Genomic DNA, 26,355 nt, shown 5'->3' with positions numbered 1-26,355 from the left:
GACTCCTATCAGGCGTTACCTGGCTCAGCGTCACCCTGTTCGGATTCGGATGCGCTAGGCAGGCGAATTGGACGAACCGGTACCACTGTCGAGATAGCGTGCTTGTAAACCATTTGGCTGACGGTGTTCTTCAGCAGGATGACGAACTGGTCGAAAGACTCGATCGTACCTTGCAGTTTGATCCCGTTGACCAGATAGATGGAAACCCCAACTTTCTCTTTACGTAAAGTATTCAAGTAAGGGTCTTGTAGCGAATGCCCTTTTGACATGTGCCGCACTCCTTTAAGGATCAATAATAAAAAATCAGAAAACAGATGGCTAAAACCGCCCCACCCCCAAGGATAGACGGCAATTGCAAGGACTCAGCTCAATATGGAGACCGTTCCCAGGTATTTCAAGGCGCGTGGCAGATTGTCGCAATCAAGGCTGTCCAGCCAGTGTAAATCAGCCCAGCTACGCAACCAGGTGAACTGGCGCTTCGCCAATTGGCGCGTGGCAATGATGCCGCGTTCCTGCATCTCGGCGAATGTCAGCTTGCCATCCAGATGATCCCAGACCTGTCGGTAGCCTACAGCACGTATAGACGGCAACCCGGCATGCAGGTCACTTCTAGAACGCAGAGCTACGACCTCGTCGACGAATCCCTGTTCCAACATAATTGTGAATCTTTGTGCAATGCGCTCATGCAGTACCTGACGGTTTGCCGGGGCAATGGCCAAGTTCGCGACAGTATAGGGCAATTGTCCCCGTCCCGAAGCGGCTGCTTCAGTACTTTGCGCAGATTGTCGCAGTCTGTGGGCGGTCATGCTCAGGCCACTGACCCGATAGACTTCCAGCGCCCGGGTCAGGCGCTGGGGATCATTGGGGTGAATCCGCGCCGCCGACTCGGGGTCGATGGCCGCCAATTGGTCGTGCAGGGCCTGCCAGCCAAGGCGTGCCGCTTCTTCTTCCAGCTCGGCGCGGACCTGTGGGTCGGCCGGCGGCATGTCCGCCAAGCCTTCAAGCAAAGCCTTGTAATAGAGCATCGTGCCGCCCACCAGCAGCGGAATCTTGCCGCGCGCGGTGATATCGGCCATGGCCGCCAGCGCATCGGTACGGAAATCCGCCGCCGAATAACTCTCGGCAGGGTCGAGAATGTCGATCAGGCGGTGCGGAAATTCGGCCAGGATTTCCTTGGACGGCTTGGCGGTGCCTATGTCCATGCCACGGTAGACCAGCGCCGAATCGACGCTGATCAGCTCGCAAGGCAAAACCTTGGTGAGTTCGATGGCCAGGTCAGTCTTGCCAGCGGCAGTCGGGCCCATCAGGAAGATCGCTGGGGGAAGCTGGCTCATCAACGACCGCGCAAGAAGAGTTTGTCCAGATCGTCCAGGCCCAACTGGGTCCAGGTCGGTCGGCCATGGTTGCATTGACCGCTGCGCTCGGTGTTTTCCATGTCGCGCAACAAGCCGTTCATTTCCGGCAGGGCCAGGCGGCGATTGGCCCGGATCGCCCCGTGGCAGGCCATGGTGCCCAGCAACTCGTTGAGGTGCGCCTGGATACGGTCGCTGGTGCCGTACTCCATCAGGTCGGCCAGGACGTCATGCACCAGGCGGTTGGCTTCCGCCTGCTTGAGCAGGGCCGGAATCTGCCGGATCGCCAGCGACTCAGGGCCCAGGCGCTGCAACTCGAACCCCAGGCGCTGGAACCAGCTGACGTGCTCCTCGGCACAGTCGGCTTCGCGCTGGCTGACCGCGATCGACTCCGGCACCAGCAGCGGCTGGCCGCTCAGGCCTTCGCTGGCCATCGCCACCTTCAGGCGCTCGTACATGATCCGCTCGTGGGCCGCGTGCATGTCCACCAGAACCAGGCCCTGGGCGTTTTCCGCGAGGATATAGATGCCTTTGAGCTGCGCCAGCGCATAGCCCAGCGGCGGGATATCGCCCTGAGCATCCGGCAAGGCCGTCGCCCCGGACTCAGGCAAGGGCGCAAAGAACTCGCGATAGGCGCTTTGCGCCTCGGCCGCCGGCAGCATTGGCTGCGGACGCGGCGTGTACTGGTACTGATAACCCGCGCCCGAGCCGGTCCCCGGCGGATTGAAGGCCGGTTGGGCCTGCGGCTGTTCCAGCGTCATGTTTGCCGCCAGGCGCATTTCGCCCTGGGGGCCGAACTCGCCGGCCTCGATCCCGCTCGGCCGCACGATGCCGGCGACCGCTGCCGGCGCCGCCAGATGGTCTTCCGGCCGGACATCGCCGAGGGCGCGGTGCAGGGTGCCGTACAGGAAGTCGTGGACCATGCGCCCGTCACGGAAGCGCACTTCGTGTTTGGTCGGGTGCACGTTGACGTCGACCACCGCCGGGTCGACTTCGAAGAACAGCACAAAGGTCGGGTGCCGACCGTTGAACAGTACATCGCGGTAAGCCTGGCGCACCGCATGGGCCACCAGCTTGTCGCGCACCGCGCGACCGTTGACGTAGAAATACTGCAGATCCGCCTGGCTGCGGGAAAAAGTCGGCAAGCCTACCCAGCCCCACAGATGCAGGCCGTTACGCTCAACCTCGATCGGCAGCGCCTGCTCGAGAAAGCCCGAACCGCACACCGCTGCCACCCGCCGCGCGCGCGCCACGTCATCGTTGGCTTCATGCAGGCTGAGGACGCTTTTACCGTTGTGACGCAGGTGAAACGCGACATCGAAACGCGCCAGCGCCAGGCGCTTGATCACTTCCTGCAGGTGATCGAACTCGGTTTTCTCGGCTTTGAGAAACTTGCGCCGAGCCGGGGTGTTGAAGAACAGGTCGCGGACTTCCACCGAGGTACCGACCGGATGGGCCGCCGGCTGCACGCGCGGCGCCATGTCGCGGCCTTCGGTTTCCACCTGCCAGGCCTGATCGGCCTCGCGGGTGCGGGAAGTCAGGGTCAAGCGGGCGACCGAGCTGATGGATGCCAGCGCCTCACCCCGAAAGCCCAGGCTCATGACCTGTTCCAGATCCTCGAGGTTGCGGATCTTGCTGGTGGCGTGGCGCGCCAGGGCCAGCGGCAGATCGTCCGCGGAGATGCCGCTGCCGTCGTCGCGCACCCGCAGCAGTTTGACGCCCGCCTGCTCGACGTCCACATCGATGCGCTTGGCGCCGGAGTCCAGGCTGTTCTCCAGCAACTCCTTGATCACCGATGCCGGACGCTCGACCACCTCACCGGCGGCAATCTGGTTCGCCAGTCGTGGGCTGAGCAACTCGATGCGGGCGCTGCTGATGACTGCGTCATTCATTCCTTGGCCGCCAGTTCTGTACCCGGGATGGTCAGGGTCTGACCGATTTTCAGCTCATCGCTGCTCAGGTTGTTGGCGCTGCGCAGGGTGGCGGCGGAAACCTGATAACGCACGGCGATCATCGCCAGGGTTTCGCCCGGGCTCACGCGGTGGTCGCGCGGCCCCTGGGCAATCTTCCCGGAATCACGCAGCCAGGCGATGTAGGTGCCCGGCGGCGGGTTCTGCTGGAAGAACTGCCGCACGCCGCTGCTGATGGAACGCGCCAGTGCTTGCTGGTGGCTGACGGTGGCCAGCTTGGAGGCTTCGTTGGCGTTGGAGATAAAGCCGGTTTCCACCAGGATCGACGGAATGTCCGGAGACTTGAGCACCATGAACCCGGCCTGCTCGACGCGCTGTTTGTGCAGCGGGGTGACCCGGCCGATGTTGCTGAGCACTTTCTGGCCGACGTTCAGGCTGGAAGTCAGCGAGGCCGTCATGGACAGGTCCAGCAATACGCCAGCAAGCATCCGGTCCTTGTCATCGAGGCTGACGTTGCCGGCCCCGCCGATCAGGTCGGAACGGTTTTCGCTGTCCGCCAGCCAACGGGCTGTCTCGGACGTGGCGCCGCGGTCGGAGAGCGCGAACACCGAGGCCCCGAAGGCCGCGCGGGACGGTGCCGCGTCGGCGTGGATCGAGACGAACAGGTCGGCGCCTTTCTTGCGGGCGATCTCGGTACGACCGCGCAACGGAATGAAGTAGTCGCCGGTACGGGTCAGCTCGGCGCGGAAGCCCTTGAGGCCATTGATCTGGCGCTGCAGCTCGCGGGCGATGGCCAGTACCACGTCTTTCTCATGCTGGCCGCGAGAGCCGGAGGCACCCGGGTCCTCGCCACCGTGACCGGCATCGATGACCACGACGATATCGCGTTTGCCGGCCGGGGCCGGTGGCAGCTTGATCTCAGGCTTGGTCGGCGTTACCGGGACCGCCGGCACGGTCGCGACATTCGGTGCCGGTGGCGGCGTCGGCGCGGCGTCCGCCGGGTTATCGAACAGGTCGACCACCAGGCGATTGCCGTATTGGGCATTGGGCGTCAGGGTAAAACTCTTGGGGGTGACGGCCTTTTTCAGGTCGACGACCACCCGCAAGTCGGTGGGGGTGCGCTGGGCCGAACGCATGGCGGTAATCGGCGTATTCGCCGTGGAGACATTCAGCGGCCCGCCGAGGGTCGCACCGTTGATATCGATCACCAGACGATCAGGGGCCGTCAGGGTGAAGACGCTGTGCTGGACCGGACCGGACAGGTCAAATACCAGTCGAGTGTTATCCGGTGCCCGCCACAGGCGAACGCTGCGGACCTGTGTAGCGGCCAGAGCGTCGACGGCCAATGCCGTAAGCAACAGTCCTACGACAGCAACCAACGCGCGAATGCGCATACCTAACCCCATCAATTATTTGAATTCCAACGCCAAAGCGGCACACCAGGCCTCGCCACGCGAGCCTTGCGACAACAAATGCAGGGAACGCCCGCTGTTATGCGGGCTAATGGTAATGGTCAGGTCCGGCTTTGGCAAAAAGCCCGCACCACGCTGGGGCCACTCGATCAGACACAGTGCATCACCCTCCAGGTAATCGCGGATGCCGAGAAACTCCAGCTCCTCAGGATCGACCAGGCGATAAAGATCGAAGTGGAAGGCCCGCACATCGCCGATCTCGTAGGGCTCAACCAGGGTAAAGGTCGGGCTTTTCACTGCACCGGCATGTCCCAGGCCACGGATGAGGCCCCGGGACAGCGTGGTTTTCCCCGCCCCCAGATCGCCTTCCAGAAAGATCACACCCACCCCTTGAGTGACCTGCGCCAGGCGCGCGCCAAAGGCGATCATGGCGTCTTCGTCTGCCAGATACAGGGTTATTTCAGACACGGTGATTGCTCCTCCAGCAACTGACGAATGACCGGAATCAGATCGCTGGCCGCCAGCCCCCGGCCCAATTTACCTTGATGCTCGCCCGCGACGGCATGCAGCCAGACCGCCAGGCAAGCGCTATCGAACGCCGGCATCCCCTGGGCCAGCAGCGCCCCGACCAGACCGGCCAGCACATCCCCCAACCCCGCCGTGGCCATGGCCGGATGCCCCCGGTCGCAGCGGGCCAGGCGGCCATCAGGGCTGGCGACCAGACTTCCGGCGCCCTTCAGGATGGCCACAGCTGTGTATTTTTTGCTCAGCGCTTGAGCGGCGGCCAGACGATCCGCCTGCACCTGCGCAGTGGAAATCCCCAGCAGCCGCGCGGCTTCCCCCGGATGCGGGGTGATCACGCTGCCCGACGGCAAGGTCAAACCGCCTTTGGCCAGCAGATTGAGCGCATCGGCGTCCCACACCTGGGGCCGTGGCGCATTGGCGGCGGCAGATAAAAGGCTGCGCCCCCAGGCCGCCTGCCCCAGACCAGGGCCCGCCACGATGATCGAGGCCTGCTCCAGCAAGCCCATCAACTGGTTGGCCGAGTCTGTGCCCAGGGCCATGACCTCCGGAACCCGCGCCAGAGCGGCCGCAACGTGCTCGCTGCGCGTCGCCAGAGACACCATCCCGGCACCGCCGCGCAAGGCGCTCTCGGCGCAGAGCAGCGCCGCACCGCCAAAACCGCGATCGCCACCGATCAGCAACAGGTGCCCGAACTGGCCTTTATGGGCGCTTGGCGCACGGGCAGCCAGCCGCGGCAATGTGCCGGGCGTCAGCAGCTGAATGTCGGGTAAAGGGTGTTTTGTCTGCGGCATGCGTCTTCGGGCTCCGATGTCTGGCAGAATTATACGCACCTCAGCCCCGGTTTCTCTCGCCTCATGCCTGCCATTACCACCGATCTGCCCGCCCTCGCCCAATCGATCAAGGATTGGGGCCGCGAGCTGGGCTTTCAGCAAGTCGGCATCAGCGGCCTGGACCTGGCCGAGCATGAACAGCACCTGGAGCGCTGGCTCGAGGCGGGCTACCACGGCGAAATGGACTACATGGGCGCCCACGGCAGCAAACGCTCCCACCCGGACGAACTGGTGCCCGGCACCCTGCGCGTGGTGTCCCTGCGCATGGATTACCTGCCCGGCGACACCCAGATGGCGCAGCGCCTGGCCCAACCGGAAAAAGCCTATGTCTCGCGCTACGCCCTGGGCCGCGACTATCACAAGCTGATCCGCAAGCGCGTGCAGCAACTGGCCGAGCGCATCCAGAAGGAAATCGGCCCGTTCGGCTATCGCGCCTTCGTCGACAGCGCCCCGGTGCTGGAAAAAGCCATCGCCGAACAGGCCGGGCTCGGCTGGATCGGCAAGAACACCCTGGTACTCAACCGCAAGGCCGGCAGCTACTTCTTCCTCAGCGAACTGTTCGTCGACCTGCCATTGCCGGTGGACGAGCCCCACGCCACCGAGCACTGCGGCCGCTGCACCGCGTGCCTGGACATCTGCCCGACCAAGGCCTTCGTCGGCCCTTATGTACTGGACGCCCGACGCTGCATTTCGTACCTGACCATCGAACTTAAAAACGCCATTCCCGAAGACCTGCGCCCGCTGATCGGCAATCGGGTGTTCGGCTGCGACGACTGCCAGATCGTCTGCCCGTGGAACCGCTTCGCCCGCCCTTCCGGCGAAGGCGACTTCAAGCCACGCCACAACCTCGACAATGCCGAGCTGGCCGAACTGTTCATGTGGGACGAGGACAAGTTTCTCAGCAGCACCGAAGGCTCGCCGCTGCGCCGAGCCGGCTATGAGCGCTGGCTGCGCAACCTGGCGGTGGGGCTGGGTAACGCGCCGTCGAGCATTCCGGTGCTGGAAGCCCTCAAGGCCCGTCGGGACTACCCGTCAGAGCTGGTGCGCGAACACGTGGAATGGGCGCTGAAGCAACACGCCAGCCGTCACTGCTCATCGTTGTAGACGAACTTGGGCATTTCCCAGTGAAAACGGATCGCCAGCAGGCGCAGTAGGAAACCGCCGAACAGGGTGATGAGGATCGACTGCTCGCCGGGCAATTGCAGGTAGATGCAGAGCATGTAGCACCAGGCCGCGGCGAACGAGACGCTGGCATACAGCTCGCGACGGAAGATCAGCGGAATATCGTTGCAGAAGATATCCCGCAGGATGCCGCCGAATACCCCGGTAATCACCCCGCTGACCGATGCCACCACCATGCCGTGGCCCATTTCCAGCGCGGTCATGCAACCGATCAGGGTGAACGCCACCAGCCCCACGGCGTCGAGCACCAGAAACAGCGAGCGCAGGTGGCGCATCAAGGGCGCGATAAAGATGGTCACCAGGGCCGCGACCGAGGTCAGCACCAGGTATTCCGGATGTTTGACCCAGGTCAGCGGGTAATGCCCCAGCAGCACGTCACGCACCGAACCGCCGCCCAGGGCCGTGACGCAAGCGATCAACACCACCCCGAACCAGTCCATGCCGCGACGGCCGGCAGACAAGGCGCCAGTCATGGCTTCGGCGGTAATGGCAATCAGGTAAAGCATCAGCAGCATGATGGCGGTCCTTACAGGAAGGCGCGCAGTCTACTCAGTTGCTGCTGGCACCAAAAGGGGGCGCCGGCTGGAATTGCTGGAGACCCCGGCGCGAGCTATCGCGGGCAAGCCTTATGCAAACCTGTAGGAGCGAGGCTTGCCCGCGATGACATCAGAACCAGCGCCACCGAATCATCAGAGCTTGATGAAGTGCTTGCGGTAATGCTGCAGCTCGGCGATCGACTCGCGGATGTCGTCCAGCGCCAGGTGGGTGCTGCCTTTCTTGAAGCTGTCACGCACGTCCGGCGCCCAGCGGGCAGCCAGTTCCTTGAGGGTGGAAACATCAAGGTTGCGGTAATGGAAGTAGCTTTCCAGCGCCTTCATATGGCGATACAGGAAACGCCGGTCCTGGCAGATGCTATTGCCACAGATCGGCGACTTGCCCTTGGGCACCCACTGCTCCAGGAAGGCGATGGTCTGCGCTTCCGCTTCAGCCATGCTGATGCGGCTTTCACGCACGCGCTGGGTCAGCCCAGAGCCGCCGTGCTGGCGGGTGTTCCACTCATCCATGCCGGCGAGAATTTCATCGCTATGGTGGATGGCGATGACCGGACCTTCAGCCAAGGTATTGAGATTGCTATCGGTGACGATGGTCGCCATCTCGATGATGACGTCGGTATCAGGGTTCAGACCGGTCATTTCCAGGTCGATCCAGATCAGATTCTGCGGGTTTTGCATGTGTGGGCTCCTCGGCGTAGCTGCGCAGTTTAGCCTAGAGGGACCTGCTGGCGTGCTAAACTCGCGGCCGTTTTATCTAACCGCCGCATTCTCGACACGGAACACCAATGGCCAAACGCCAGCTCAATCGTCGCCAAAACTGGCGCATCGAAAAGATTCAAGGCGAACGCGCCGCCCGCGCCGCCAAACGTGAATCCTCTGCCGTGGAAGCACTGGAAGGCGGCGACCTCGGCCCCGAACAGACCGGCCTGGTGATCGCCCACTTCGGTGTGCAGGTCGAGGTCGAGGCGCGCGAGGGCGAACTGGCCGGCCAGGTGTTCCGCTGCCACTTGCGCGCCAACCTGCCGGCGTTGGTGACCGGCGATCAGGTGGTCTGGCGCCCGGGCAACCAGGGCATCGGCGTAATCGTCGCGCAACTGCCGCGCCACACCGAACTCTGCCGTCCGGATAGCCGCGGCCAGCTCAAGCCGGTCGCCGCCAACGTCGACATGATCGTGATCGTCTTTGCCCCGCTGCCCGAGCCCCATGCCAACCTGATCGACCGTTACCTGGTAGCGGCCGAACATGCCGGCATCCGCCCGCTGCTGCTGCTCAACAAGTTCGACCTGATCGACGAGCAGAACGCCCCTGCCCTGAACGCCCTGCTGGCGGTCTATCGGCAACTGGGCTATCCAGTGCTGGAAGTCTCGGCCCACCACGGCAATGGCATGGAACAGCTGCAAGCGCAGCTGGACGGGCGGATCAGCGTGTTCGTCGGCCAGTCTGGCGTGGGCAAGTCGTCGCTGGTGAACAGCCTGCTACCGGATGTCGAAACCCGTGTCGGGCCTTTGTCGGAGCTGTCCGGCCAGGGCACCCACACCACCACCACCGCGCGCCTGTTCCACTTCCCGGGCGGCGGCGAACTGATCGACTCCCCGGGGATTCGCGAATTCGGCCTGGGCCACGTCAGCCGCGCCGATGTCGAAGCGGGTTTCATCGAGTTCAACGACCTGCTGGGCACCTGCCGCTTCCGTGACTGCAAGCATGACCGCGAACCGGGCTGCGCCCTGCTCAAGGCCCTGGAAGACGGGCGGATCCAGCAGCAACGGATGAACAGCTACCGCTCGATCATCGCCAGCCTGCCGGATAGCAGCTATTAATAAGTAGCCCCACGCAGAAACAAAAAAGGCCGCGATGATCGCGGCCTTTTTTATCGAGCACTCTTTAACAGAGCCTGCTTTTACCCATCACCGCGCAGCTGGAGGCGTAGCTGCGGGCGCAGCCGCGCCCTCGGTCTTCGGTGCAGCGTCGTCGAAGATATTCAGGCGCTCGCGCAGCTCATGAGCCGGCAAAGGCTCCTGCTCCGGCGGCAAGGCGTTCGGGTCGACCGGTACTTCGCCCGGGGCGCCTTGGCCCTGGGTCGGTGCCGGAGCCTCGGGAGCGACTTCCCCTTCGATCGCGCGCTGGGCCTTCTTGGTCAGCACCACGATGTCGATACGCCGGTTGATCGGGTTGAACGGGTTCTTGCGATCGAACAGCGACGACGAGGCATAACCCACCACGCGAGCCACCTGACCGTCCGGATAGCTGCCCGCCACCAGCGCCCGACGCGCGGCGTTGGCACGGTTGGCCGAAAGCTCCCAGTTACCGAAATCTCCGGTGCCCGCGTAAGGCTTGGCATCGGTGTGACCGCTGATGCTGATCTTGTTCGGCACCGCCTTGATGGTGTCGGCCATGGCCAGCAGGATGTCCTCGAAGTACGGCTTCAGGCGTGCACTGCCGGAGTCGAACATCGGCCGGTTTTCCGAATCGATGATCTGGATACGCAGGCCGTCCGGAGTGATCTCGAACAGGATCTGGTCCTTGAACTTCTGCAATTGCGGGTTTTCTTCGACCTTGTTCTGCAACTCCTGCAGCAACAGCTCCAGACGCTCTCTTTCCACCTGCTCGGCCATGCTCTCGACCTGATCGGTATCGACCGTAACCTTGTCCGGCTGCGGCTGCGACTTGATCTCGGGGTTGAGCGTGTTTTCCGGCGCCAGCTCGGGAGAACCGCCCAGGTCGATGATGTAGGGCGTGCCGCTTTCCGAGAAGCCGATCGGGTCCTTGAAGTAACCGGCGATGGCGATCTTCTGTTCCGGGGTGGCGGTGGACAACAGCCACAGCACCAGGAAGAACGCCATCATCGCCGTGGCGAAGTCGGCGAAGGCGATCTTCCACGCCCCGCCGTGATGTCCGCCGGCAAAGCGCTTGACGCGCTTGATGATAATCGGCTGATTGTTTTCCATGGCTTAGCGACCGCGAACCGCTTGTTCCAGCTCGGCGAAGCTCGGACGGTGTGCCGGGTACAGCACCTTGCGCCCGAACTCCACGGCCAGCGATGGCGGCATGCCGGAAGCCGAGGCCACCAGGGAGGCCTTGATGGCTTCGTAGACGTTCAGCTCTTCCTTGGCGTCGTGCGCCAGGGAATGGGCCAGCGGGCCGAAGAAACCGTAGGCCGCGAGAATACCGAAGAAGGTACCGACCAGCGCCGCACCTACGTGCAGGCCGATGGACTTCTGGTCGCCATCACCCAGGGACGCCATGGTCACCACGATACCCAGTACTGCCGCGACGATACCGAAACCCGGCATGCCGTCGGCGATGCCGTTGACCGCATGGGACGGATGCTCGAGGTCTTCCTTGAGGCTGAACAGCTCCATGTCGAACAGGCCTTCCAGCTCGTGGGGAGCCATGTTGCCGGAGGACATGATGCGCAGGTAGTCACAGATGAACGCGGTCATGCGCTCGTCTTTGAGCACGGATGGGTACTTGGCGAAAATCGGGCTGGCGGCGGCATCTTCGATATCGCCCTCGATCGCCATCATGCCTTCGCGGCGGCTCTTGTTGAGGATCTCGTAGATCAGCCCCAGCACTTCCAGGTAGAAGGTCTGGGAAAAGCGCGAACCAAACATCCCCAAGGACTTCTTGAGCACGTGCATGGTCATGTAGCCGGGGTTCGCCTGCAGGAACGCCCCCAGCGCGGCGCCACCGATAATCAGCACCTCGAAAGGCTGGATCAGGGCGGCAATCTTGCCGTGAGAAAGCACGTATCCGCCGAGCACGCTCGCGAACACGACGATGATGCCGATAATTTTAGCCATAGGTAGGAAGGTACTTACTGAGTCGGGTTCAAGGTCATATTCGGAAGTTCTTAAAACTCTTCTTCTACTTATCGGCAAAACTGCGCCAGACTATAGGCCGTTAAGGCGAAAAGCCAGTTTGGCCCGCTCTGGGCGTGTTTACAGCAGACGATGATTGCGCCCAGCCATGTCTAATGAAACGACAGTCCCAACTACCGCCCCCCACTCCCTCGAATCCTGGATAAAGCTGCTTGACGCGGTCCGTTTGCCGGTGCCGCAAGCCAGCCACGACCGGGTCTGCAAAGCCATCAGGGACAATCGCAGCTCGTTGCGCGACATTGCCGACCTGATGCAGGACAGCCCCGCGCTGGCCTTGAGCGTGATTCGCGAAGCCAATCGCCACACCCACGGCAGCATGGGCGAGCCGGCCGAGAACCTCGAGGTTGCCCTCAACCGCCTGGGCCTCGCGCGTACCGAAGAATTGCTCGCCCGCCTGCCTGCCCAGCCCGAACAGGAGATCCCGGTCGGACTGCGCCAGTTGCAACTGATCAGCCAGCACGCGACCCAACAGGCCAACGGTTTTTTCGCCGGGCGCCTGGCCAGGCTCTGGCAGGACATTCACTGGGGCAGCCTGCTGTTTCTCTCGCCGCTGTGGCCCTTGGCGCTGACCTATCCAAAACTGCTCGAAGAGTGGGAGTTGCGGGTCGTCCACAAGGCCGAACCGGCCCAGGAGGTCGAGCAGCAACTGTTCGGTGTCGGCCTGCTTCAGCTGGGCCAGGCCCTGGTGGAGATCTGGCACTTGCCGATCTGGGTACAGCAAGGCTACCGCCTGTTGATCGACGAGCAGGAGCAATTGGTCAAGGCCCTGCATATCGCCCGGGACAACGCCCACCCGCTGCACCAGCAACAATGCCTGGATGCCGATCCGGCCCTGCAGCGCTGGCTGAACCAACCGGCCAACAGTGTGTTGCTGGCCAACGCCCTGGCCCTCTCGGCGCAAGAGTCCTGGACCGGCCCGCACTGCATGCGCTGGCAATACCTGACCAGCCTGTATCTGCAGATGCCGATGGACGAGCTGCAACAACAGCTGCACCAGCAAGCCGCGCAGAGTGCCCGGCATCACCGCATGCCCGACCTGTGGCATCCGGCCGAGGCGCTGCTCTGGCCTTGGGAGGCCCGGCGCGTGCATCGCGGCGAGCTTCCAGTGCCCGCACCAACCGCCGAAGACCTGGCCAAGTGGCGCAAGCAGTGCAGCGAATTGCTGGTGGAACCCAGCCGTTTCAGCAATGCCATGCACCTGACCACCTTTGCCCGCGACGCCCTGGTGGCATGTGGCATGCGCCGGGTGATGCTGCTGATGGTCGACCGCACGCGGACCCAGTTGCGGGTGCATCAGATCGCCGGGCTGCCTGCGCCAGCCTCGAGCCTGATGCTGACGATCAGCCAGAGCAGCGTACTGCAGCGGCTGCTGGACGCCCCGGCGCAAGTACGCCTGACGCCGACCAACAACGCCCAGTTCTCCGCCCGCCTGCCCGCCAGCCTGCGCACGCTGTTTCGTGGCGAGCATCTGCTGATGCGCTCGGTGCCCAGCAATGGCCGGGTGATCATGCTGATCGTCGCCGACCAGGGCGGCCAGCCCTTCTCGGAAATCTCCGTACAGGCGTTCGGCAAGACCGCCCAATGCATCGAAAAGGCCCTGCACAGCTTTACCAACCGCAGCCGCTGACGCTTGCGCTACAATCCTCCCCTTTGTGCCCTGGAGACCTCACATGCCTGACTTCTCTGGCTTGCCGCTGGTGATCGAGCCGAGCGACCTGCTCCCTCGCCTGGACGCCCGCGAACTGATCCTGGTGGACCTGACCAGCGCCGCCCGCTATGCCGCGGGCCACATCCCCGGCGCGCGCTTCGTCGACCCTAAACGTACCCAGCTCGGTCAGGCACCGGCGCCCGGGCTGATGCCACCACAGGCGGCCCTGGAAGCCCTGTTCGGCGAACTGGGGCATAACCCGGATGCTGTCTACGTGGTCTACGACGACGAAGGCGGCGGCTGGGCCGGGCGCTTCATCTGGTTGCTGGATGTCATCGGCCACTCCCGTTACCACTACCTGGACGGCGGGCTATTGGCCTGGCTGGCGGACGGCCTGCCGGTCTCGAGCGAAGTCCCGGCAGCCGTTGGCGGCCCTGTCGCCCTGACCCTGCACGACGAGCCGACCGCCACCCGTGAATACCTGCAAAGCCGGCTTGGCGCGGCCGACCTGGCGATCTGGGATGCTCGCGGCCCGCTGGAGTACTCGGGGGAGAAAGTCCTCGCCGCCAAGGGTGGGCACATTCCCGGCGCGATCAACTTCGAGTGGACGGCGGGCATGGACCAGGCGCGCAACCTGCGGATCCGCAGCGACATGCCGCAGATCCTCGAACAGCTCGGCATCAGCAAAGACAAAGAAGTGATTACCCACTGCCAGACTCACCACCGCTCTGGCTTCACCTACCTGGTGGCCAAGGCGCTCGGTTATCCGCGGGTCAAAGGCTATGCCGGTTCCTGGGGCGAATGGGGCAACCACCCTGACACGCCCGTAGAGATTTAAGGTTTAAGGACAGTTAATGAAAAAGCGTTTGTTTATCCTCAGCCAGTACCTGCTGCCTCACCACCTGCTGTCGCGCCTGGCCGGCTGCATTGCCGAGTGCCGCGTGCGCTGGTTCAAGAATGCCTTCACCGCCTGGTTCGCCAAGCGTTATCAGGTGGACATGTCGCAAGCACTGGTGGAAGACCTGACCGCCTACGAGCACTTCAACGCCTTCTTCACCCGCGCCCTGAAAGACGGCGCCCGCCCGCTGGACCAGACGCCGGGCGCGATCCTCAGCCCGGCCGACGGCGCGGTCAGCCAGCTCGGCCCGATCGAACACGGCCGGGTATTCCAGGCCAAGGGCCACAGCTTCAGCGTGCTGGAACTGCTGGGTGGCGATTCGGCCCTGGCGGCTCCGTTCATGGGCGGCGACTTCGCCACCATCTACCTGTCGCCGAAGGACTACCATCGCGTGCACATGCCGCTGGCCGGCACCCTGCGGGAAATGGTCTACGTGCCAGGGCGGATCTTCTCGGTCAACCAGACCACCGCGGAAAACGTGCCAGAGCTGTTCGCCCGCAACGAGCGCGTGGTGTGCATTTTCGATACCGAGCGCGGCCCGATGGCCGTGGTATTGGTGGGCGCGATGATCGTAGCCTCGATCGAAACCGTCTGGGCCGGCCTGGTGACTCCGCCGAAGCGCGAACTGAAGACCGTGCGCTACGACGAAGCCGCCCGCGCACCGATCCACCTGGAAAAAGGCGCCGAATTGGGCCGCTTCAAGCTGGGCTCCACCGCGATCGTGCTGTTCGGGCCGGAGCAAGTGCAGTGGGCCGAAGAACTGGCGGCTGGCTCGCCGGTGCAGATGGGCCAGGGCATGGGTTTACCCAAGGCCTGAGCTTTGGGCATAAAAAGCTGGACATAAAAAAACGCCGCAGATCGCGGCGTTTTTTTTTGCCCTGGATTCGGCTCAGAGCTGGCCGTCGCGATCGCGAAAGCCCAGCAGATAAAGCACGCCATCCAGGCCCAGGGTGGAGATCGCCTGCTTGGCCGACTGCTTGACCAGCGGCTTGGCGCGGAAGGCCACGCCCAGGCCGGCGATCGCCAGCATCGGCAGATCGTTGGCGCCGTCGCCGACCGCGATGGTCTGCTCCAGGCGCAACCCTTCCTTGGCGGCCAGCTCACGCAGCAGATCGGCCTTGCGCTGGGCATCGACAATCGGCTCGACCGCGACACCGGTCACCTTGCCGTCGACCACTTCCAGCTCGTTGGCGAATACGTAGTCGATCCCCAGCTTGGCCTGCAATTGCTTGGCGAAGTAAGTGAAGCCACCCGAGAGAATCGCGGTCTTGTAGCCCAGGCGCTTGAGTTCGGCGAACAGGGTCTCGGCGCCTTCGGTCAGGCGCAGCGACGCGCCGATGGAGTCCAGCACCTTGATGTCCAGGCCCTGGAGCAAGGCCAGGCGCTCCTTGAAGCTGGCCCGGAAATCCAGTTCGCCGGCCATGGCCCGCTCGGTGATTTCCGCCACCCGGTCACCCACGCCGGCCGCCTTGGCCAGCTCGTCGATGACTTCCGCCTCGATCAGCGTCGAGTCCATGTCGAACACCGCCAGGCGGCGGTTACGACGGAACAACGAGTCTTCCTGGAAGGCAATATCGACGTTCAGTTCCTGTGCGACGCTCAGGAACTCGGCGCGCAACGCTTGCGGATCGGCTGCTTCGCCACGCACGGAGAACTCGATGCAACCCTTGCCCTTGTCGGCCGGGGTGTCCAGCGGCATGCGCCCGGAGAGGCGATCGATATGGTCGATATTCAAGCCGTACTTGGCGGTGATCGAACTGACGCGCTGCAACTGCTCGGCGGTTACCTTGCGGGTCAGCAAGGTAACGATATGGCGCTTCTTGCCCTGGCCGCCGACCCACTGCTGGTAATCCTCTTCGGAAACCGGCGTGAAACGGACCTGCTGGTCCAGCTCATAGGCGGTGAACAGAATGTCCTTGAGCACCGACGAGCTCTGCTCGTTGTCCGGAATTTCAACCAGGATGCCGAACGACAGAGTGTCGTGAATCACCGCCTGACCGATGTCGAGAATGTTCACACCACCCTGGGCCAGAACGCCGGTAATGGCCGCAGTGAGGCCCGGACGGTCCTCACCAGTGATGTTTATCAGGACGATTTCGCGCAAGGCGCACCCCCGCAGGTGGAAAAAAACCGCATTCTACCCACTTTCAGTGACCATCGGGCACAGCCAGCGCTTTGCCGGTCTAGGGCCTGTCGCTATACTGCGCCTCAACTTCACGGACAAAAGAGCCGAGCTCAGTGAACCGGCCCACGCCAGTTAAAACCGATAACTTCTTCCTGCTGATCTTCCGTGCACTGCGTCATCGCCGTGTACCGATTGCATTGCGCATTGCCAGCCATAACGTGATCCTGGTCGCCCTGGCCCTGGTGATCTATGCCTGCGTGATGGGGCTGCAATTCAAGCAGGCCATGCACGAACAAGCCGACGCCCTGGGTCAGAGCCTGACCACCCAGACCGCGACCTCGGCCACCGAACTGTTGGTGTCCAACGACATCCTCAGCCTCAACGTGCTGCTGAACAACCTGACCAAGAACCCGCTCGTGGCCCACGCGGCGATCTACAGCGTGGACAACCGCATCCTCGCCGAAGCCGGTCAGCGCCCGAAAAGCAGCCTGCTGGGTGAAACCGAAGGCGTCTACCAGACCAAGATCACCTTCCAGGACGTGACCGCGGGCAACCTGCGCATCAGCCTGGACATGGAACAATTCCAGCAGCCGATGACCATCAGCCTGCAGAGCATGGGCATTCTCAGCGCCATCCTGCTGGCTTTGGCCCTGGCCTTGAGCCTGCGCCTGGGGCGGCACATCTCCACGCCGCTGATGCAGCTGCGGGTCTGGCTGCGGGATATCGACGCGCACACCCCGGCCACCCAGCGCCAGGACGAGATCGGCGACCTGGCGCGCCAGCTGCATGCCAGCTTCGCGCCGGAGAAGGTCGAGCCGGAGCCAGAACCGGAAACCGAGATCGACGATACCGACTACGACGACAGCGAAGACGCGGAACCGACCTTCGAGGTGCGCAACCTGCGTGACCCGAGCTTCGACGAAAGCGCTCCGGTGGCCGGCCTCAAGCCCGCACCACGGCACGTGGTCAGCGCCGAAGAAGATCTGGCCGACGACGAAGACCCGTTCGCCGATCTTCGCGACAGCTCGTCCACCGCGACCACTGCCAAACCGATCGTGAAACCCATGGTACCGGCACAACCGCAGCACAGCGCGGTACTGGCCGTGCAACTGGGCGCCCAGGAGCAACTGCGCCGCCTGCCCCGCGCCCGCCTGACGGAATTGCTGGAACGTTATCGCGACTGCCTCGACCAGGCTGCCTCGCTGTACCAGAGCGAACTGCACACCCTGAACGACGGCAGCACGCTGATGCTGTTCCACAGCGAAGACAGCGGCGACGACTACCTGACCAACGCCATCTGCTGCGGCGAACTGCTGCGCGCCCTGGGCCACGCCCTGCAAATCGAAGTGGCCGACAGCGGTATCACCCTGCAACTGCAGCTGGGCCTGACCCTGGGCGACGAGCTGTTCGGCCTGAGCCAGATCGACCTGCTGCTGACCGAGACCGCCCAGGATGCCCTGGCGCTGTCCCAGCACAGCCGCAACCTGCTGCTGGTCGAGCGCAAGATCAACGATGACGCGCTGATTCGTCAGCGTGCACGCATTCGTCCGATCGCCAGCCCGGAAGGCGCCTGCTGCGTCGAGCGCCTGATGGAGCCCTACCCATCGATGCTGGAGCGGCAACTGGCGCGGATGCACGAGAGCCGGGCCAAGCTGTAAGCCAGCCGCCCAACAAAAAGCCCGCAGCGATGCGGGCTTTTTGTTGGGTGTTGATCGGGCTGACGCCATCGCGGGCAAGCCTCGCACCTATCTGCTTCGGTAGGAGCGAGGCTTGGCCGCGATAGCAATCTGCAGAACACCGCAGAGCGCCCGAGCCACCGGACAACTCTCCAGAAACGACAAAGCCCGCTGATCAGCGGGCTTTGTCCTGTAACCGCAACACTCAGAAGCGGAACACTTCCATATCCGTGCGGATTGGCGTGGCCATCGGAATCTTCGGCTGCTTCTCCTGCTCGGCCGGTTTTGCCGCCGGCGCAGGCGCCGCCTTGCGTGGCACCTCGGCTACCGTCGGCTGGTTGGCCAGCGGCTTGAGGGCACCCGACAGTTGCTCGGCCAAGCGTTGCAGCAGTACACCCTGGGCCTGGACCTGGGACGCGGTGGTACCGGCATGCTGTTCCTGCAGATGAACGATACGGTTGTCGCGCACCTGCCCACGACGATCGATCAGGCGCCATTGCGCATCGAGAACCGCCGGTTGCGACGCGCCCGAATCCAGACGAGTGATCGACAACAATACCTGCACATCCGGAGTGAAACCGGTACTCGCCGGCGCCAGTACGACGCGCTGGCTGTCCAGCTGGCCGGCGACCTGACGCAACAGCAACTGATCGATATCGGAAGACAGGCTGCCCGCCCAGCGACCGTCGGTCGAAGCCTGCAGGCTGCCGTCGTTCTGGCGTTGCAGCAAGGTTTCACGTTGCAGGTAGTCGGCAACCAGTACCGGCCCCAGCAATACAGCCATGCCGGCACTTTGTGCCGGCTGAGCCGGACTTCCGCTGTCCAGCTGATACAGCGACACCGGCTGGTGTACGCTGCAACCCGCCAGGCCAAGAACGCCAGCGAGCAAGAAAACAAGAGGAAGGCGCAGAGCAGTCATCATCCCATCCAGGTGGCGGCCACAAGGCTAGCCACAGTGTAAATACTCAAAATAACCCTGAATAACGCTCAGCCACGCCGGCGCTTGAAAGCGCATATCATCCGTGAATATGCGCCATGACTCCAGTGTTGTAGCGCCGTTCTACCGGTTAAATCGCAGATCGGACGCTCTAAGCCGCATCAATTGAGAGTTTCTACCAACAACGCATCCACTCGCTGGAAGCCTCGTGGCAGCTTGTTACCCCGGCGACCGCGTTCGCCCTTGTAGTGCTCGAGGTCATCGGCCTTGAGCGACAGGGTACGTTTTCCGGCCTGCAGCACCAGTGTCGCGCCTTCCGGCAGCACCGCGATATCGGTCACGTACTCCTCGCGGCTGGCCACCCGCTCACCCGGAATCCCGATGATCTTGTTGCCCTTGCCTTTGCCCAGCTGCGGCAAGTCGCTGATCTTGAACACCAGCAAACGCCCTTCAGTGGTCACCGAAGCCAGCCAGTTCTGTTCCCGATCGCTCACAGGCCGAGGCAACAACACCTTGGCGTTGTTCGGCAGGCTCAACAGCGCCTTGCCGGCCTTGTTCTTGGCTTGCAGATCCTCGCCCTTGACCACGAAGCCGTAACCCGCGTCGGATGCGATCACGTACAACGCCTCGTCGTCCGGCAGCAGCACGCATTCGAAACTGGCGCCAGGCGGCGGCGTCAGGCGTCCGGTCAGCGGCTCACCCTGGCCACGGGCCGATGGCAGCGTATGTGCCGCCACCGAATAACTGCGCCCGGTGGAGTCGATAAACACCGCGAACTGGTTGGAGCGCCCGATGGCCGAGGTCTTGAAGCCGTCACCGGCCTTGTAGGACAGGCCCGTGGCGTCGATATCATGCCCTTTGGCGCAACGTACCCAACCTTTTTCCGACAGAACGATGGTGACCGGCTCGGTCGGCATCAGCTCGTTTTCCGACAAGGCCTTGGCCTCGGCACGCTCAACGATCGGCGAACGACGGTCGTCGCCGTAGGTTTCAGCGTCCTGCAGCAATTCGGTGCGCACCAGCTTCTTCAGCTTGGCTTCACTGTTGAGCAAGGCTTGCAGCTTGGCCTGCTCCTTGAGCAGTTCGTCCTGCTCGGCGCGCAACTTCATCTCTTCCAGACGCGCCAACTGACGCAGGCGGGTATCGAGGATGTAGTCGGCCTGCACTTCGCTCAGGGCGAAACGCTCGATCAGCTTGGCCCGCGGCTGATCCTCGGTACGAATGATGTGGATCACTTCATCCAGGTTGAGGTAGGCGATCAGCAAGCCGTCCAACAGGTGCAGGCGACGCTCGACCTTGTCCAGGCGGAACTGCAGGCGGCGGCGCACCGTCAGTACGCGGAACTCCAGCCATTCCACCAGCAGGGCGCGCAGGTTCTTCAGCTGCGGCTTGCCGTCCAGGCCGATGATGTTGACGTTGACCCGGTAGCTGGATTCCAGCTCGGTGGTCGCAAACAGATGCTGCATCAGTTCGTCGGGGTCGACCCGGTTGGAGCGCGGAATGATCACGATCCGGCACGGGTGCTCGTGGTCCGACTCGTCACGCAGGTCGGCGACCATCGGCAGCTTCTTGGCCTGCATCTGTGCGGCGATCTGTTCCAGCACCTTGGCGCCGGACACCTGGTGCGGCAGCGCGGTGACGATGATGTCGCCATCCTCGATGCGATAGACGGCACGCATGCGCACCGAACCGCGACCGGTCTCGTAGATTTTCAGCAGGTCCGCGCGCGGCGTGATGATTTCCGCTTCGGTCGGGTAGTCCGGGCCCTGAATATGCTCGCAGAGCTGTTCGACCGTGGCCTTGGGCTCGTCCAGCAGGCGCACGCAGGCCGTAGCGACTTCGCGCAGGTTGTGCGGCGGCACGTCAGTGGCCATGCCCACGGCGATACCGGTGGTGCCATTGAGCAGGATATTCGGCAAACGTGCCGGCAATACCAGGGGTTCCTGCAGGGTGCCGTCGAAGTTCGGCCCCCAGTCCGCGGTGCCCTGGCCCAGCTCGCTGAGCAGGACTTCGGAGTAACGCGACAGACGCGCCTCGGTGTAACGCATGGCGGCGAAGGACTTGGGATCGTCCGGCGCCCCCCAGTTACCCTGGCCGTCCACCAGCGTGTAGCGGTAGCTGAAAGGCTGTGCCATCAGCACCATGGCTTCGTAGCAGGCCGAGTCGCCGTGGGGGTGGAACTTACCCAGCACGTCACCGACCGTACGGGCGGACTTCTTGTGCTTGGAATCGGCATCCAGCCCCAGCTCACTCATGGCGTAGACGATACGCCGCTGTACCGGTTTCAGGCCGTCGCCGATATGCGGCAAAGCACGGTCCATGATCACGTACATGGAGTAGTTGAGGTAGGCATTTTCGGTGAAGTCAGCCAGCGATCGGCGTTCTACGCCATCCAGGCTGAGATCCAGGGAGTCGCTCATGCGGGCCTCATCAGTTCGTTGTCTGGCGCAGCAGCAAGGTGCCGCCGCGCTGGGTAAATTCAAGTTTTTTCAAAGCGCTCATGCCCAGCAACACCTGATCGCCGCCCAGGCCCGGTGCGACCAGCGCGCGGACATCCCGCAGGACGATATCGCCCAGTTGCAGGCGGTCGAGGCGGGTTCGATAACCCTCGCTACGACCGTTGGCGGTACTCAGGATCACCGGTGCGCCCTTCTCCAGGCCAAGACGCTCGGCCAGCCCGGACGGGATCGACACATCGGTCGCTCCGGTATCGAGCATGAAATTCACCGGCTGGCCGTTGATCTGGCCGCTGGCGACGAAATGCCCCTGGCCGTTGCCGACCAGTTTCACTTCGATGTAACCCTCATGTTGTTGCGAAGTGACGACAGCATTGGGGTTCTCCTGACGCTGTTCCCACTCGCCGAAAAACCGTGTCGCCAGGAACAGCCCGGCGCCCCAGGCCAGCACCAGCAGCACGCGCCCGGCACGTTTGCCCGGTGGCTGCTGGCTCACGGCTTGGCACTCCAACCGCCCTCGGGCGCGGCGAAGCGCCAGATGATCGGGCGTTTTTCACCGTCGGCACGGGCACCGGTGTTGTTATCCACACCGATCCAGGCGCCATCGGCATCCACCACCAGCGCCTCGGTCAGGCCATAGTCCTGTGGATAACGCCGGTTTTCCTGCAACGCCTCGGCGGCAAACGACCAACAACGCTCGACCTTGGCCGTCGACGCATCACGACGACAGACCTGAAACGCATTGCGCTCGAGGGTGAACAACTTGCCCTCGAACAGCGACAGGTCGGCGAAATCCCGGGACACCGCCTTGGCCTTGGGCATCTGCGGCGGCTGCATTTCCAGCCCGGCCTCGCTGAGCAGCACACAGCCGCCATCGCAGTCCCAGACACTCTGCTGGCGCTTGATCAACAGCAGCCCGCGGCGCTCGCGCTCGGCAGCCAGCCAGATCTTGTCGCCGGCCGGGTTGACCGCCAGGCCCTCGAACAGGGCATTGAAGTGCAGCAACATACCGCTGGCCCGCGCCTCGCGCACCATGATCGGTGAAATCTTCAGCCAGGCGGCCGACCCCGTCGGCGCCAGCTGCAATACCGCCGCGTGGGATTCGCTGACCACATACTTGTTGCCGGCGCTGTCGCAGGTGATGCCCTCGAAATCCAGGTCGCCGCCGCGCACGAACGAAGCGACCCAGGTGCGCGAACTCAAGCCCCAGGGCAAACCGCTGTCCGGCACCGGCGGTACGTCGATGCGCACGGTCTCGGCCTGCCAGACTCGATCGCTGGTATCGAGCCGATAGATCTGGTCATCGTCGCGGTCGGAGACCGTCCACAGCTCCTTGCCGCACAACGCCAGCCCCGACAGGTTGCCGCCACGCATACCGTCCACCGGATGCTCGGCCAGCAGCCTCAACTCGGGCAAGGGGTCGGCCATTGCCAAGGTTGCCAATAGCAGTAACGCCAGGGCAAAGCCTCTGCGCATCAGGCCAGAACCTCGGCCAGGTTGCCCTTGGACTCCAGCCAGCTCTTGCGATCGCCGGCGCGTTTCTTCGCCAGCAGCATGTCCATCATTTCCGAAGTCGCGGCGAAGTCATCACCGAGGGTCAATTGCACCAGGCGCCGGGTGTTCGGGTCCATGGTGGTTTCGCGCAGTTGCGGTGGGTTCATTTCACCCAGGCCCTTGAATCGGGTGACTTGCGGCTTGCCACGCTTCTTCTCGGCCACCAGGCGATCGAGGATGCCATCGCGCTCGGCTTCGTCGAGGGCGTAGTAGATTTCCTTGCCCAGGTCGATGCGGTACAGCGGCGGCATCGCCACGTAGACGTGGCCGGCATCCACCAGCGGACGGAAATGCTGGACGAACAGCGCGCAGAGCAGTGTCGCGATGTGCAAGCCGTCGGAGTCGGCGTCGGCGAGGATGCAGATCTTGCCGTAGCGCAGCTGGCTCATGTCCTCGGCGCCCGGGTCGACCCCGATGGCCACGGCGATGTTGTGCACTTCCTGGCTGGCCAGGACTTCGCTGCCGTCGACTTCCCAGGTGTTGAGGATCTTGCCGCGCAGCGGCAGGATCGCCTGGAACTCCTTGTCCCGCGCCTGCTTGGCCGAACCACCGGCGGAATCACCTTCCACCAGGAACAGCTCGGAACGCATCGGGTCCTGGCCGGCGCAGTCCGCCAGCTTGCCAGGCAGCGCCGGGCCCTGGGTGATGCGCTTGCGCTCGACCTTCTTGCTGGCCTTGAGGCGACGGCCGGCGTTGCTGATGGCCAGCTCCGCCAGTTGCATGCCCAGCTCAGGGTTGGCATTGAGCCACAGGCTGAATGCGTCCTTGACCACACCCGAAACGAAGGCGGCCGCCTCGCGGGATGACAGGCGCTCCTTGGTCTGGCCGGAGAACTGCGCGTCCTGCATCTTCATCGACAGCACGAAGGCGATGCGTTCCCAGACATCTTCCGGCGCCAGCTTCAGGCCGCGCGGCAGCAGGTTGCGGAATTCGCAGAACTCGCGCATGGCGTCCAGCAGGCCCTGGCGCAAACCGTTGACGTGGGTACCGCCCTGGGCGGTCGGGATCAGGTTGACATAGCTTTCCTGCACGCTATCGCCGCCTTCCGGCAACCACAGCAGGGCCCAGTCCACCGCTTCCTTGTTACCCGCCAGGCTGCCGCAGAAAGGTTCGGCCGGCAGACGTTCGAATTCGCTGACCGCGTCCACCAGGTAGGAGCGCAGGCCGTCTTCGTAATGCCACTCGACCTTCTCGCCGGTGCCTTTGTCTTCGAAGCTGACCAGCAGCCCCGGGCACAACACGGCCTTGGCCTTGAGCACATGCTTGAGGCGGCTGACGGAGAACTTCGGCGAATCGAAGTATTTCGGATCCGGAGCGAAGTACACGCTGGTCCCGGTATTGCGCTTGCCGACGCTGCCGACCACTTCCAGCTCGGTGGCCTTGAAGCCGTCGGCGAAGGTCATCTGGTATTCGTTACCGTCACGCTTGACCCGCACCCGCACCTGGGTCGACAGGGCGTTGACCACGGAAATACCCACCCCGTGCAGACCGCCGGAGAACTGGTAGTTCTTGTTGGAAAACTTGCCGCCCGCATGGAGCTTGGTGAGGATCAGCTCGACGCCGGACACACCCTCTTCCGGGTGAATGTCCACCGGCATGCCGCGTCCGTCATCGGACACTTCCAGGGAGTGGTCGGCATGCAGGATGACCTGAATCGACTTCGCGTGCCCCGCCAGGGCTTCGTCGACGCTGTTGTCGATGACTTCCTGGGCGAGGTGGTTCGGCCGGGTGGTATCGGTGTACATGCCCGGGCGTTTGCGCACCGGGTCGAGGCCCGAGAGGACTTCGATGGCGTCTGCGTTATAAGAGCTAGCGCTGGGAGTGGCCATGGGGTCTCGTCGTTAGTCGTTCAATGAAATAGAAGCGAGGTTTCACAGCGAGGTGAAATCGATCGCCTGGTACTGATCCGGGCCGATGCCGGCAAAATTCAACAACGCCGGCAATTGTCCGGCAAAACCCTGGAAACTATGGTCGCCGCCGGCCTGGATGCGCAAGGCACAGGCTCGGTAATACAGCTGGGCGCTGCGATAGTCCAGCGTCTCGTCACCTGTCTGCAGCCAGACCTGGAACCGCTGCGGGTCCTGGGGCGCCGGCACTTCCAGCTCGGCCAGGGCCGTCACGTGGTCGTGGGTCAGTTCCCAGGTTTCCCCGGTATAGAGGTTGGTCTGCGTGCCCAGAAAGCCGTCGAACATCCGGTGCGGACTGACCGCGGGGTTGATCAGCAGGGCTTTCAGGCCGTGGCGCTCGGCAAGGTGAGTCGCATAGTAGCCGCCGAGAGAGCTGCCGACCAGCAGCGGCCGTCCGAGTTCGGCAATCGCCTGCTCCAACTGGCCAATGGCCTCGCGCGGATGATGATGCAGGGCTGGCACGCGCAGCTGTTCACCGTGGCCGATCGCCTCCATGACAGCGATCAGCTGGCTGGCTTTCTTCGACGCCGGCGCGCTGTTGAAGCCGTGGATATACAGGATCGAACCGGACATGCGCACTCCCTTTGCATCGTGCAAAAAGGCGCAGTTTACAGGGTGTATCGCCGCTTGACTTGTGTTCAGGTGTATCCCTTTGTCCTGCCGCCTCGGACGGCGGCTCCGGGGCGGAATCAGTAGCCGTCGCTACCATAATCAACCTGGAAATCGAAGCCGGTGACCCGCTCGACACCGGTTTCCAGGCGCCCATCGGGCAGCAGGCGCAGCCAGCGATAGCCCGGCGCGGTTTCGCCGACCTTGAAATCCTCGCTGCCCGGCTCGAACTGAATGCAGGTCGAGGGCGATGCCAGCAGGCGTAGCGATCCCTGCTGACGGTCGATTTCCTGATGCACATGGCCCCAGAGCACCGCGCGCGCCTGCGGAAAACGCTCCAGCACGGCGAACAGCGCGTGCGGATTGCGCAGCCCGATGGGCTCCATCCAGGCACAACCGATGGAGACCGGGTGATGGTGCAGGCACACCAGGTGATGACGCTCGGGGGCTTCACTCAGGGCGCTGGCGAGCAACTGCAACTGTTCGTCCTGCAGGTAACCCGGTACCGAACCCGGTACGGCCGAGTCGAGCAGGGTGATCCGCCAGTTGCCGATGTCCACCACCGGCGCCAGCAACGAACTCTGGGTCGCCGCCTGCGCCATGAGTCGCGGCTCGTCGTGGTTGCCGGGAATCCAGCGCGCCGGCGCCGGAATCTGCCGGGTCATGTCACGAAACAGCTGATAGGACTCCAGCGTACCGTCCTGGGACAGGTCGCCCGTGGCCAGCATCAGGTCGATCCGCGGTTGCTGCTCCAGCACCAGTTCGATCACCCGCTGCAGGCTGTCGCGGGTATTCATGCCCAGCAGCGTGCCGTCCGCTTCGGCGAACAGATGGCTGTCGGACAACTGCACCAGCAACACGGGATCGTCGGTGGTCAGAGTGGATACGCTCGGCAAGGCGGC

Annotated in this window: 24 protein-coding genes; 6 read left to right on the top strand and 18 right to left on the bottom strand. The window is 63.5% G+C overall.

Annotation, left to right across the window (positions count from 1 at the left end; genetic code table 11):
* Positions 1–8: 8 nt before the first annotated feature.
* The 6 genes from hfq to PVZ78_RS23135 all read right to left on the bottom strand — a co-directional run bounded on the left by hfq (position 9) and on the right by PVZ78_RS23135 (position 5,990).
* A complete protein-coding gene (hfq, locus tag PVZ78_RS23160; RefSeq protein WP_007921378.1) occupies positions 9–269 on the bottom strand; it encodes an RNA chaperone Hfq in 261 nt (86 codons plus the stop codon).
* Between the two features lie 93 nt (positions 270–362).
* Positions 363–1,334, bottom strand: a complete 972-nt coding sequence (miaA, locus tag PVZ78_RS23155) for a tRNA (adenosine(37)-N6)-dimethylallyltransferase MiaA (RefSeq protein WP_009046689.1) — start codon at positions 1,332–1,334, stop codon at positions 363–365.
* Entirely contained in the window at positions 1,334–3,244 is a 1,911-nt protein-coding gene (gene mutL, locus PVZ78_RS23150) for a DNA mismatch repair endonuclease MutL (protein WP_124307530.1), read from the bottom strand. Before mutL ends, miaA begins: the two co-directional genes overlap by 1 nt.
* Positions 3,241–4,668, bottom strand: a complete 1,428-nt coding sequence (locus PVZ78_RS23145) for an N-acetylmuramoyl-L-alanine amidase (RefSeq protein WP_196762704.1) — start codon at positions 4,666–4,668, stop codon at positions 3,241–3,243. The genes mutL and PVZ78_RS23145 overlap by 4 nt, the downstream gene beginning before the upstream one ends.
* Before the next feature lie 3 nt (positions 4,669–4,671).
* Positions 4,672–5,142, bottom strand: a complete 471-nt coding sequence (gene tsaE, locus PVZ78_RS23140; protein WP_009041903.1) for a tRNA (adenosine(37)-N6)-threonylcarbamoyltransferase complex ATPase subunit type 1 TsaE — start codon at positions 5,140–5,142, stop codon at positions 4,672–4,674.
* The gene (locus tag PVZ78_RS23135) at positions 5,130–5,990 is read right to left on the bottom strand and encodes an NAD(P)H-hydrate dehydratase (protein ID WP_273829320.1); all 861 of its coding nucleotides are present in this window, start codon (positions 5,988–5,990) and stop codon (positions 5,130–5,132) included. The genes tsaE and PVZ78_RS23135 overlap by 13 nt, the downstream gene beginning before the upstream one ends.
* Before the next feature lie 63 nt (positions 5,991–6,053).
* Between PVZ78_RS23135 and queG the strand changes: the two genes are divergently transcribed.
* On the top strand, positions 6,054–7,133 hold the full coding sequence (gene queG, locus PVZ78_RS23130) for a tRNA epoxyqueuosine(34) reductase QueG (protein WP_007921396.1): 1,080 nt from the start codon (positions 6,054–6,056) through the stop codon (positions 7,131–7,133).
* Here queG and PVZ78_RS23125 read toward each other — a convergent pair.
* Both PVZ78_RS23125 and orn read right to left on the bottom strand, forming a co-directional pair.
* On the bottom strand, positions 7,115–7,729 hold the full coding sequence (locus tag PVZ78_RS23125; protein ID WP_169915460.1) for a trimeric intracellular cation channel family protein: 615 nt from the start codon (positions 7,727–7,729) through the stop codon (positions 7,115–7,117). The genes queG and PVZ78_RS23125 overlap by 19 nt on opposite strands.
* Before the next feature lie 171 nt (positions 7,730–7,900).
* Positions 7,901–8,443 (bottom strand): oligoribonuclease, encoded by a 543-nt coding sequence (orn, locus tag PVZ78_RS23120; protein ID WP_273829319.1) that lies wholly within the window; start codon positions 8,441–8,443, stop codon positions 7,901–7,903.
* Positions 8,444–8,550: 107 nt separating this feature from the next.
* On the opposite strand from orn, the gene rsgA reads away from it, so the two are divergent.
* Positions 8,551–9,582, top strand: coding sequence for a small ribosomal subunit biogenesis GTPase RsgA (gene rsgA / locus PVZ78_RS23115; protein WP_009046685.1), 1,032 nt, complete (start codon positions 8,551–8,553; stop codon positions 9,580–9,582).
* Positions 9,583–9,669: 87 nt separating this feature from the next.
* Here the strand turns inward: rsgA and motB are convergent, their stop codons facing one another.
* Positions 9,670–10,710: a flagellar motor protein MotB gene (gene motB / locus PVZ78_RS23110; RefSeq protein WP_016704508.1), complete on the bottom strand. Its 1,041-nt coding sequence runs from the start codon at positions 10,708–10,710 to the stop codon at positions 9,670–9,672.
* A 3-nt stretch (positions 10,711–10,713) separates the two neighbouring features.
* The gene (motA, locus tag PVZ78_RS23105) at positions 10,714–11,565 is read right to left on the bottom strand and encodes a flagellar motor stator protein MotA (protein ID WP_007921402.1); all 852 of its coding nucleotides are present in this window, start codon (positions 11,563–11,565) and stop codon (positions 10,714–10,716) included.
* A gap of 166 nt (positions 11,566–11,731) precedes the next feature.
* Between motA and PVZ78_RS23100 the strand changes: the two genes are divergently transcribed.
* Genes PVZ78_RS23100 through asd form a run of 3 tightly spaced genes read left to right on the top strand, consistent with a single transcriptional unit; the run spans position 11,732 to position 15,006 of the window.
* Entirely contained in the window at positions 11,732–13,270 is a 1,539-nt protein-coding gene (locus PVZ78_RS23100; RefSeq protein WP_016704507.1) for an HDOD domain-containing protein, read from the top strand.
* A gap of 43 nt (positions 13,271–13,313) precedes the next feature.
* Positions 13,314–14,129, top strand: a complete 816-nt coding sequence (rhdA, locus tag PVZ78_RS23095; protein ID WP_038582587.1) for a thiosulfate sulfurtransferase — start codon at positions 13,314–13,316, stop codon at positions 14,127–14,129.
* A 16-nt stretch (positions 14,130–14,145) separates the two neighbouring features.
* The gene (gene asd, locus PVZ78_RS23090) at positions 14,146–15,006 is read left to right on the top strand and encodes an archaetidylserine decarboxylase (protein WP_009046681.1); all 861 of its coding nucleotides are present in this window, start codon (positions 14,146–14,148) and stop codon (positions 15,004–15,006) included.
* 72 nt (positions 15,007–15,078) lie between these two features.
* Here the strand turns inward: asd and serB are convergent, their stop codons facing one another.
* Entirely contained in the window at positions 15,079–16,293 is a 1,215-nt protein-coding gene (gene serB / locus PVZ78_RS23085) for a phosphoserine phosphatase SerB (RefSeq protein WP_009041895.1), read from the bottom strand.
* A gap of 134 nt (positions 16,294–16,427) precedes the next feature.
* On the opposite strand from serB, the gene PVZ78_RS23080 reads away from it, so the two are divergent.
* A complete protein-coding gene (locus tag PVZ78_RS23080) occupies positions 16,428–17,972 on the top strand; it encodes an AhpA/YtjB family protein (protein ID WP_273829318.1) in 1,545 nt (514 codons plus the stop codon).
* A gap of 223 nt (positions 17,973–18,195) precedes the next feature.
* On the opposite strand, the gene PVZ78_RS23075 is transcribed toward PVZ78_RS23080, so the two are convergent.
* From PVZ78_RS23075 to cpdA, 7 genes are all read right to left on the bottom strand, one after another.
* The gene (locus PVZ78_RS23075) at positions 18,196–18,909 is read right to left on the bottom strand and encodes a PqiC family protein (RefSeq protein ID WP_007921414.1); all 714 of its coding nucleotides are present in this window, start codon (positions 18,907–18,909) and stop codon (positions 18,196–18,198) included.
* A gap of 179 nt (positions 18,910–19,088) precedes the next feature.
* The gene (gene parC, locus PVZ78_RS23070; RefSeq protein ID WP_009041892.1) at positions 19,089–21,347 is read right to left on the bottom strand and encodes a DNA topoisomerase IV subunit A; all 2,259 of its coding nucleotides are present in this window, start codon (positions 21,345–21,347) and stop codon (positions 19,089–19,091) included.
* Positions 21,348–21,357: 10 nt separating this feature from the next.
* Positions 21,358–21,879, bottom strand: a complete 522-nt coding sequence (locus PVZ78_RS23065) for a retropepsin-like aspartic protease family protein (protein WP_273829317.1) — start codon at positions 21,877–21,879, stop codon at positions 21,358–21,360.
* Complete coding sequence (locus PVZ78_RS23060; protein ID WP_273829316.1) at positions 21,876–22,859, bottom strand: esterase-like activity of phytase family protein; 984 nt, start codon at positions 22,857–22,859, stop codon at positions 21,876–21,878. Before PVZ78_RS23060 ends, PVZ78_RS23065 begins: the two co-directional genes overlap by 4 nt.
* Positions 22,859–24,766 carry a DNA topoisomerase IV subunit B gene (parE, locus tag PVZ78_RS23055; protein WP_273829315.1) on the bottom strand — a complete coding sequence of 636 codons (1,908 nt, stop codon included), beginning with the start codon at positions 24,764–24,766 and terminating at the stop codon, positions 22,859–22,861. The genes PVZ78_RS23060 and parE overlap by 1 nt, the downstream gene beginning before the upstream one ends.
* Before the next feature lie 42 nt (positions 24,767–24,808).
* The gene (locus PVZ78_RS23050) at positions 24,809–25,417 is read right to left on the bottom strand and encodes a YqiA/YcfP family alpha/beta fold hydrolase (RefSeq protein ID WP_053268091.1); all 609 of its coding nucleotides are present in this window, start codon (positions 25,415–25,417) and stop codon (positions 24,809–24,811) included.
* A gap of 116 nt (positions 25,418–25,533) precedes the next feature.
* Positions 25,534–26,349, bottom strand: a complete 816-nt coding sequence (cpdA, locus tag PVZ78_RS23045; protein ID WP_009046674.1) for a 3',5'-cyclic-AMP phosphodiesterase — start codon at positions 26,347–26,349, stop codon at positions 25,534–25,536.
* Between the last annotated feature and the right edge of the window lie 6 nt (positions 26,350–26,355).

The organism is Pseudomonas sp. SBT1-2 (genome assembly GCF_028640875.1).
GTDB classification, from domain to species: domain Bacteria; phylum Pseudomonadota; class Gammaproteobacteria; order Pseudomonadales; family Pseudomonadaceae; genus Aquipseudomonas; species Aquipseudomonas chlororaphis_I.
The sequence above is the reverse complement of the archived record's forward strand: the minus strand, read 5'-3'. Positions and strand labels throughout refer to the sequence as shown.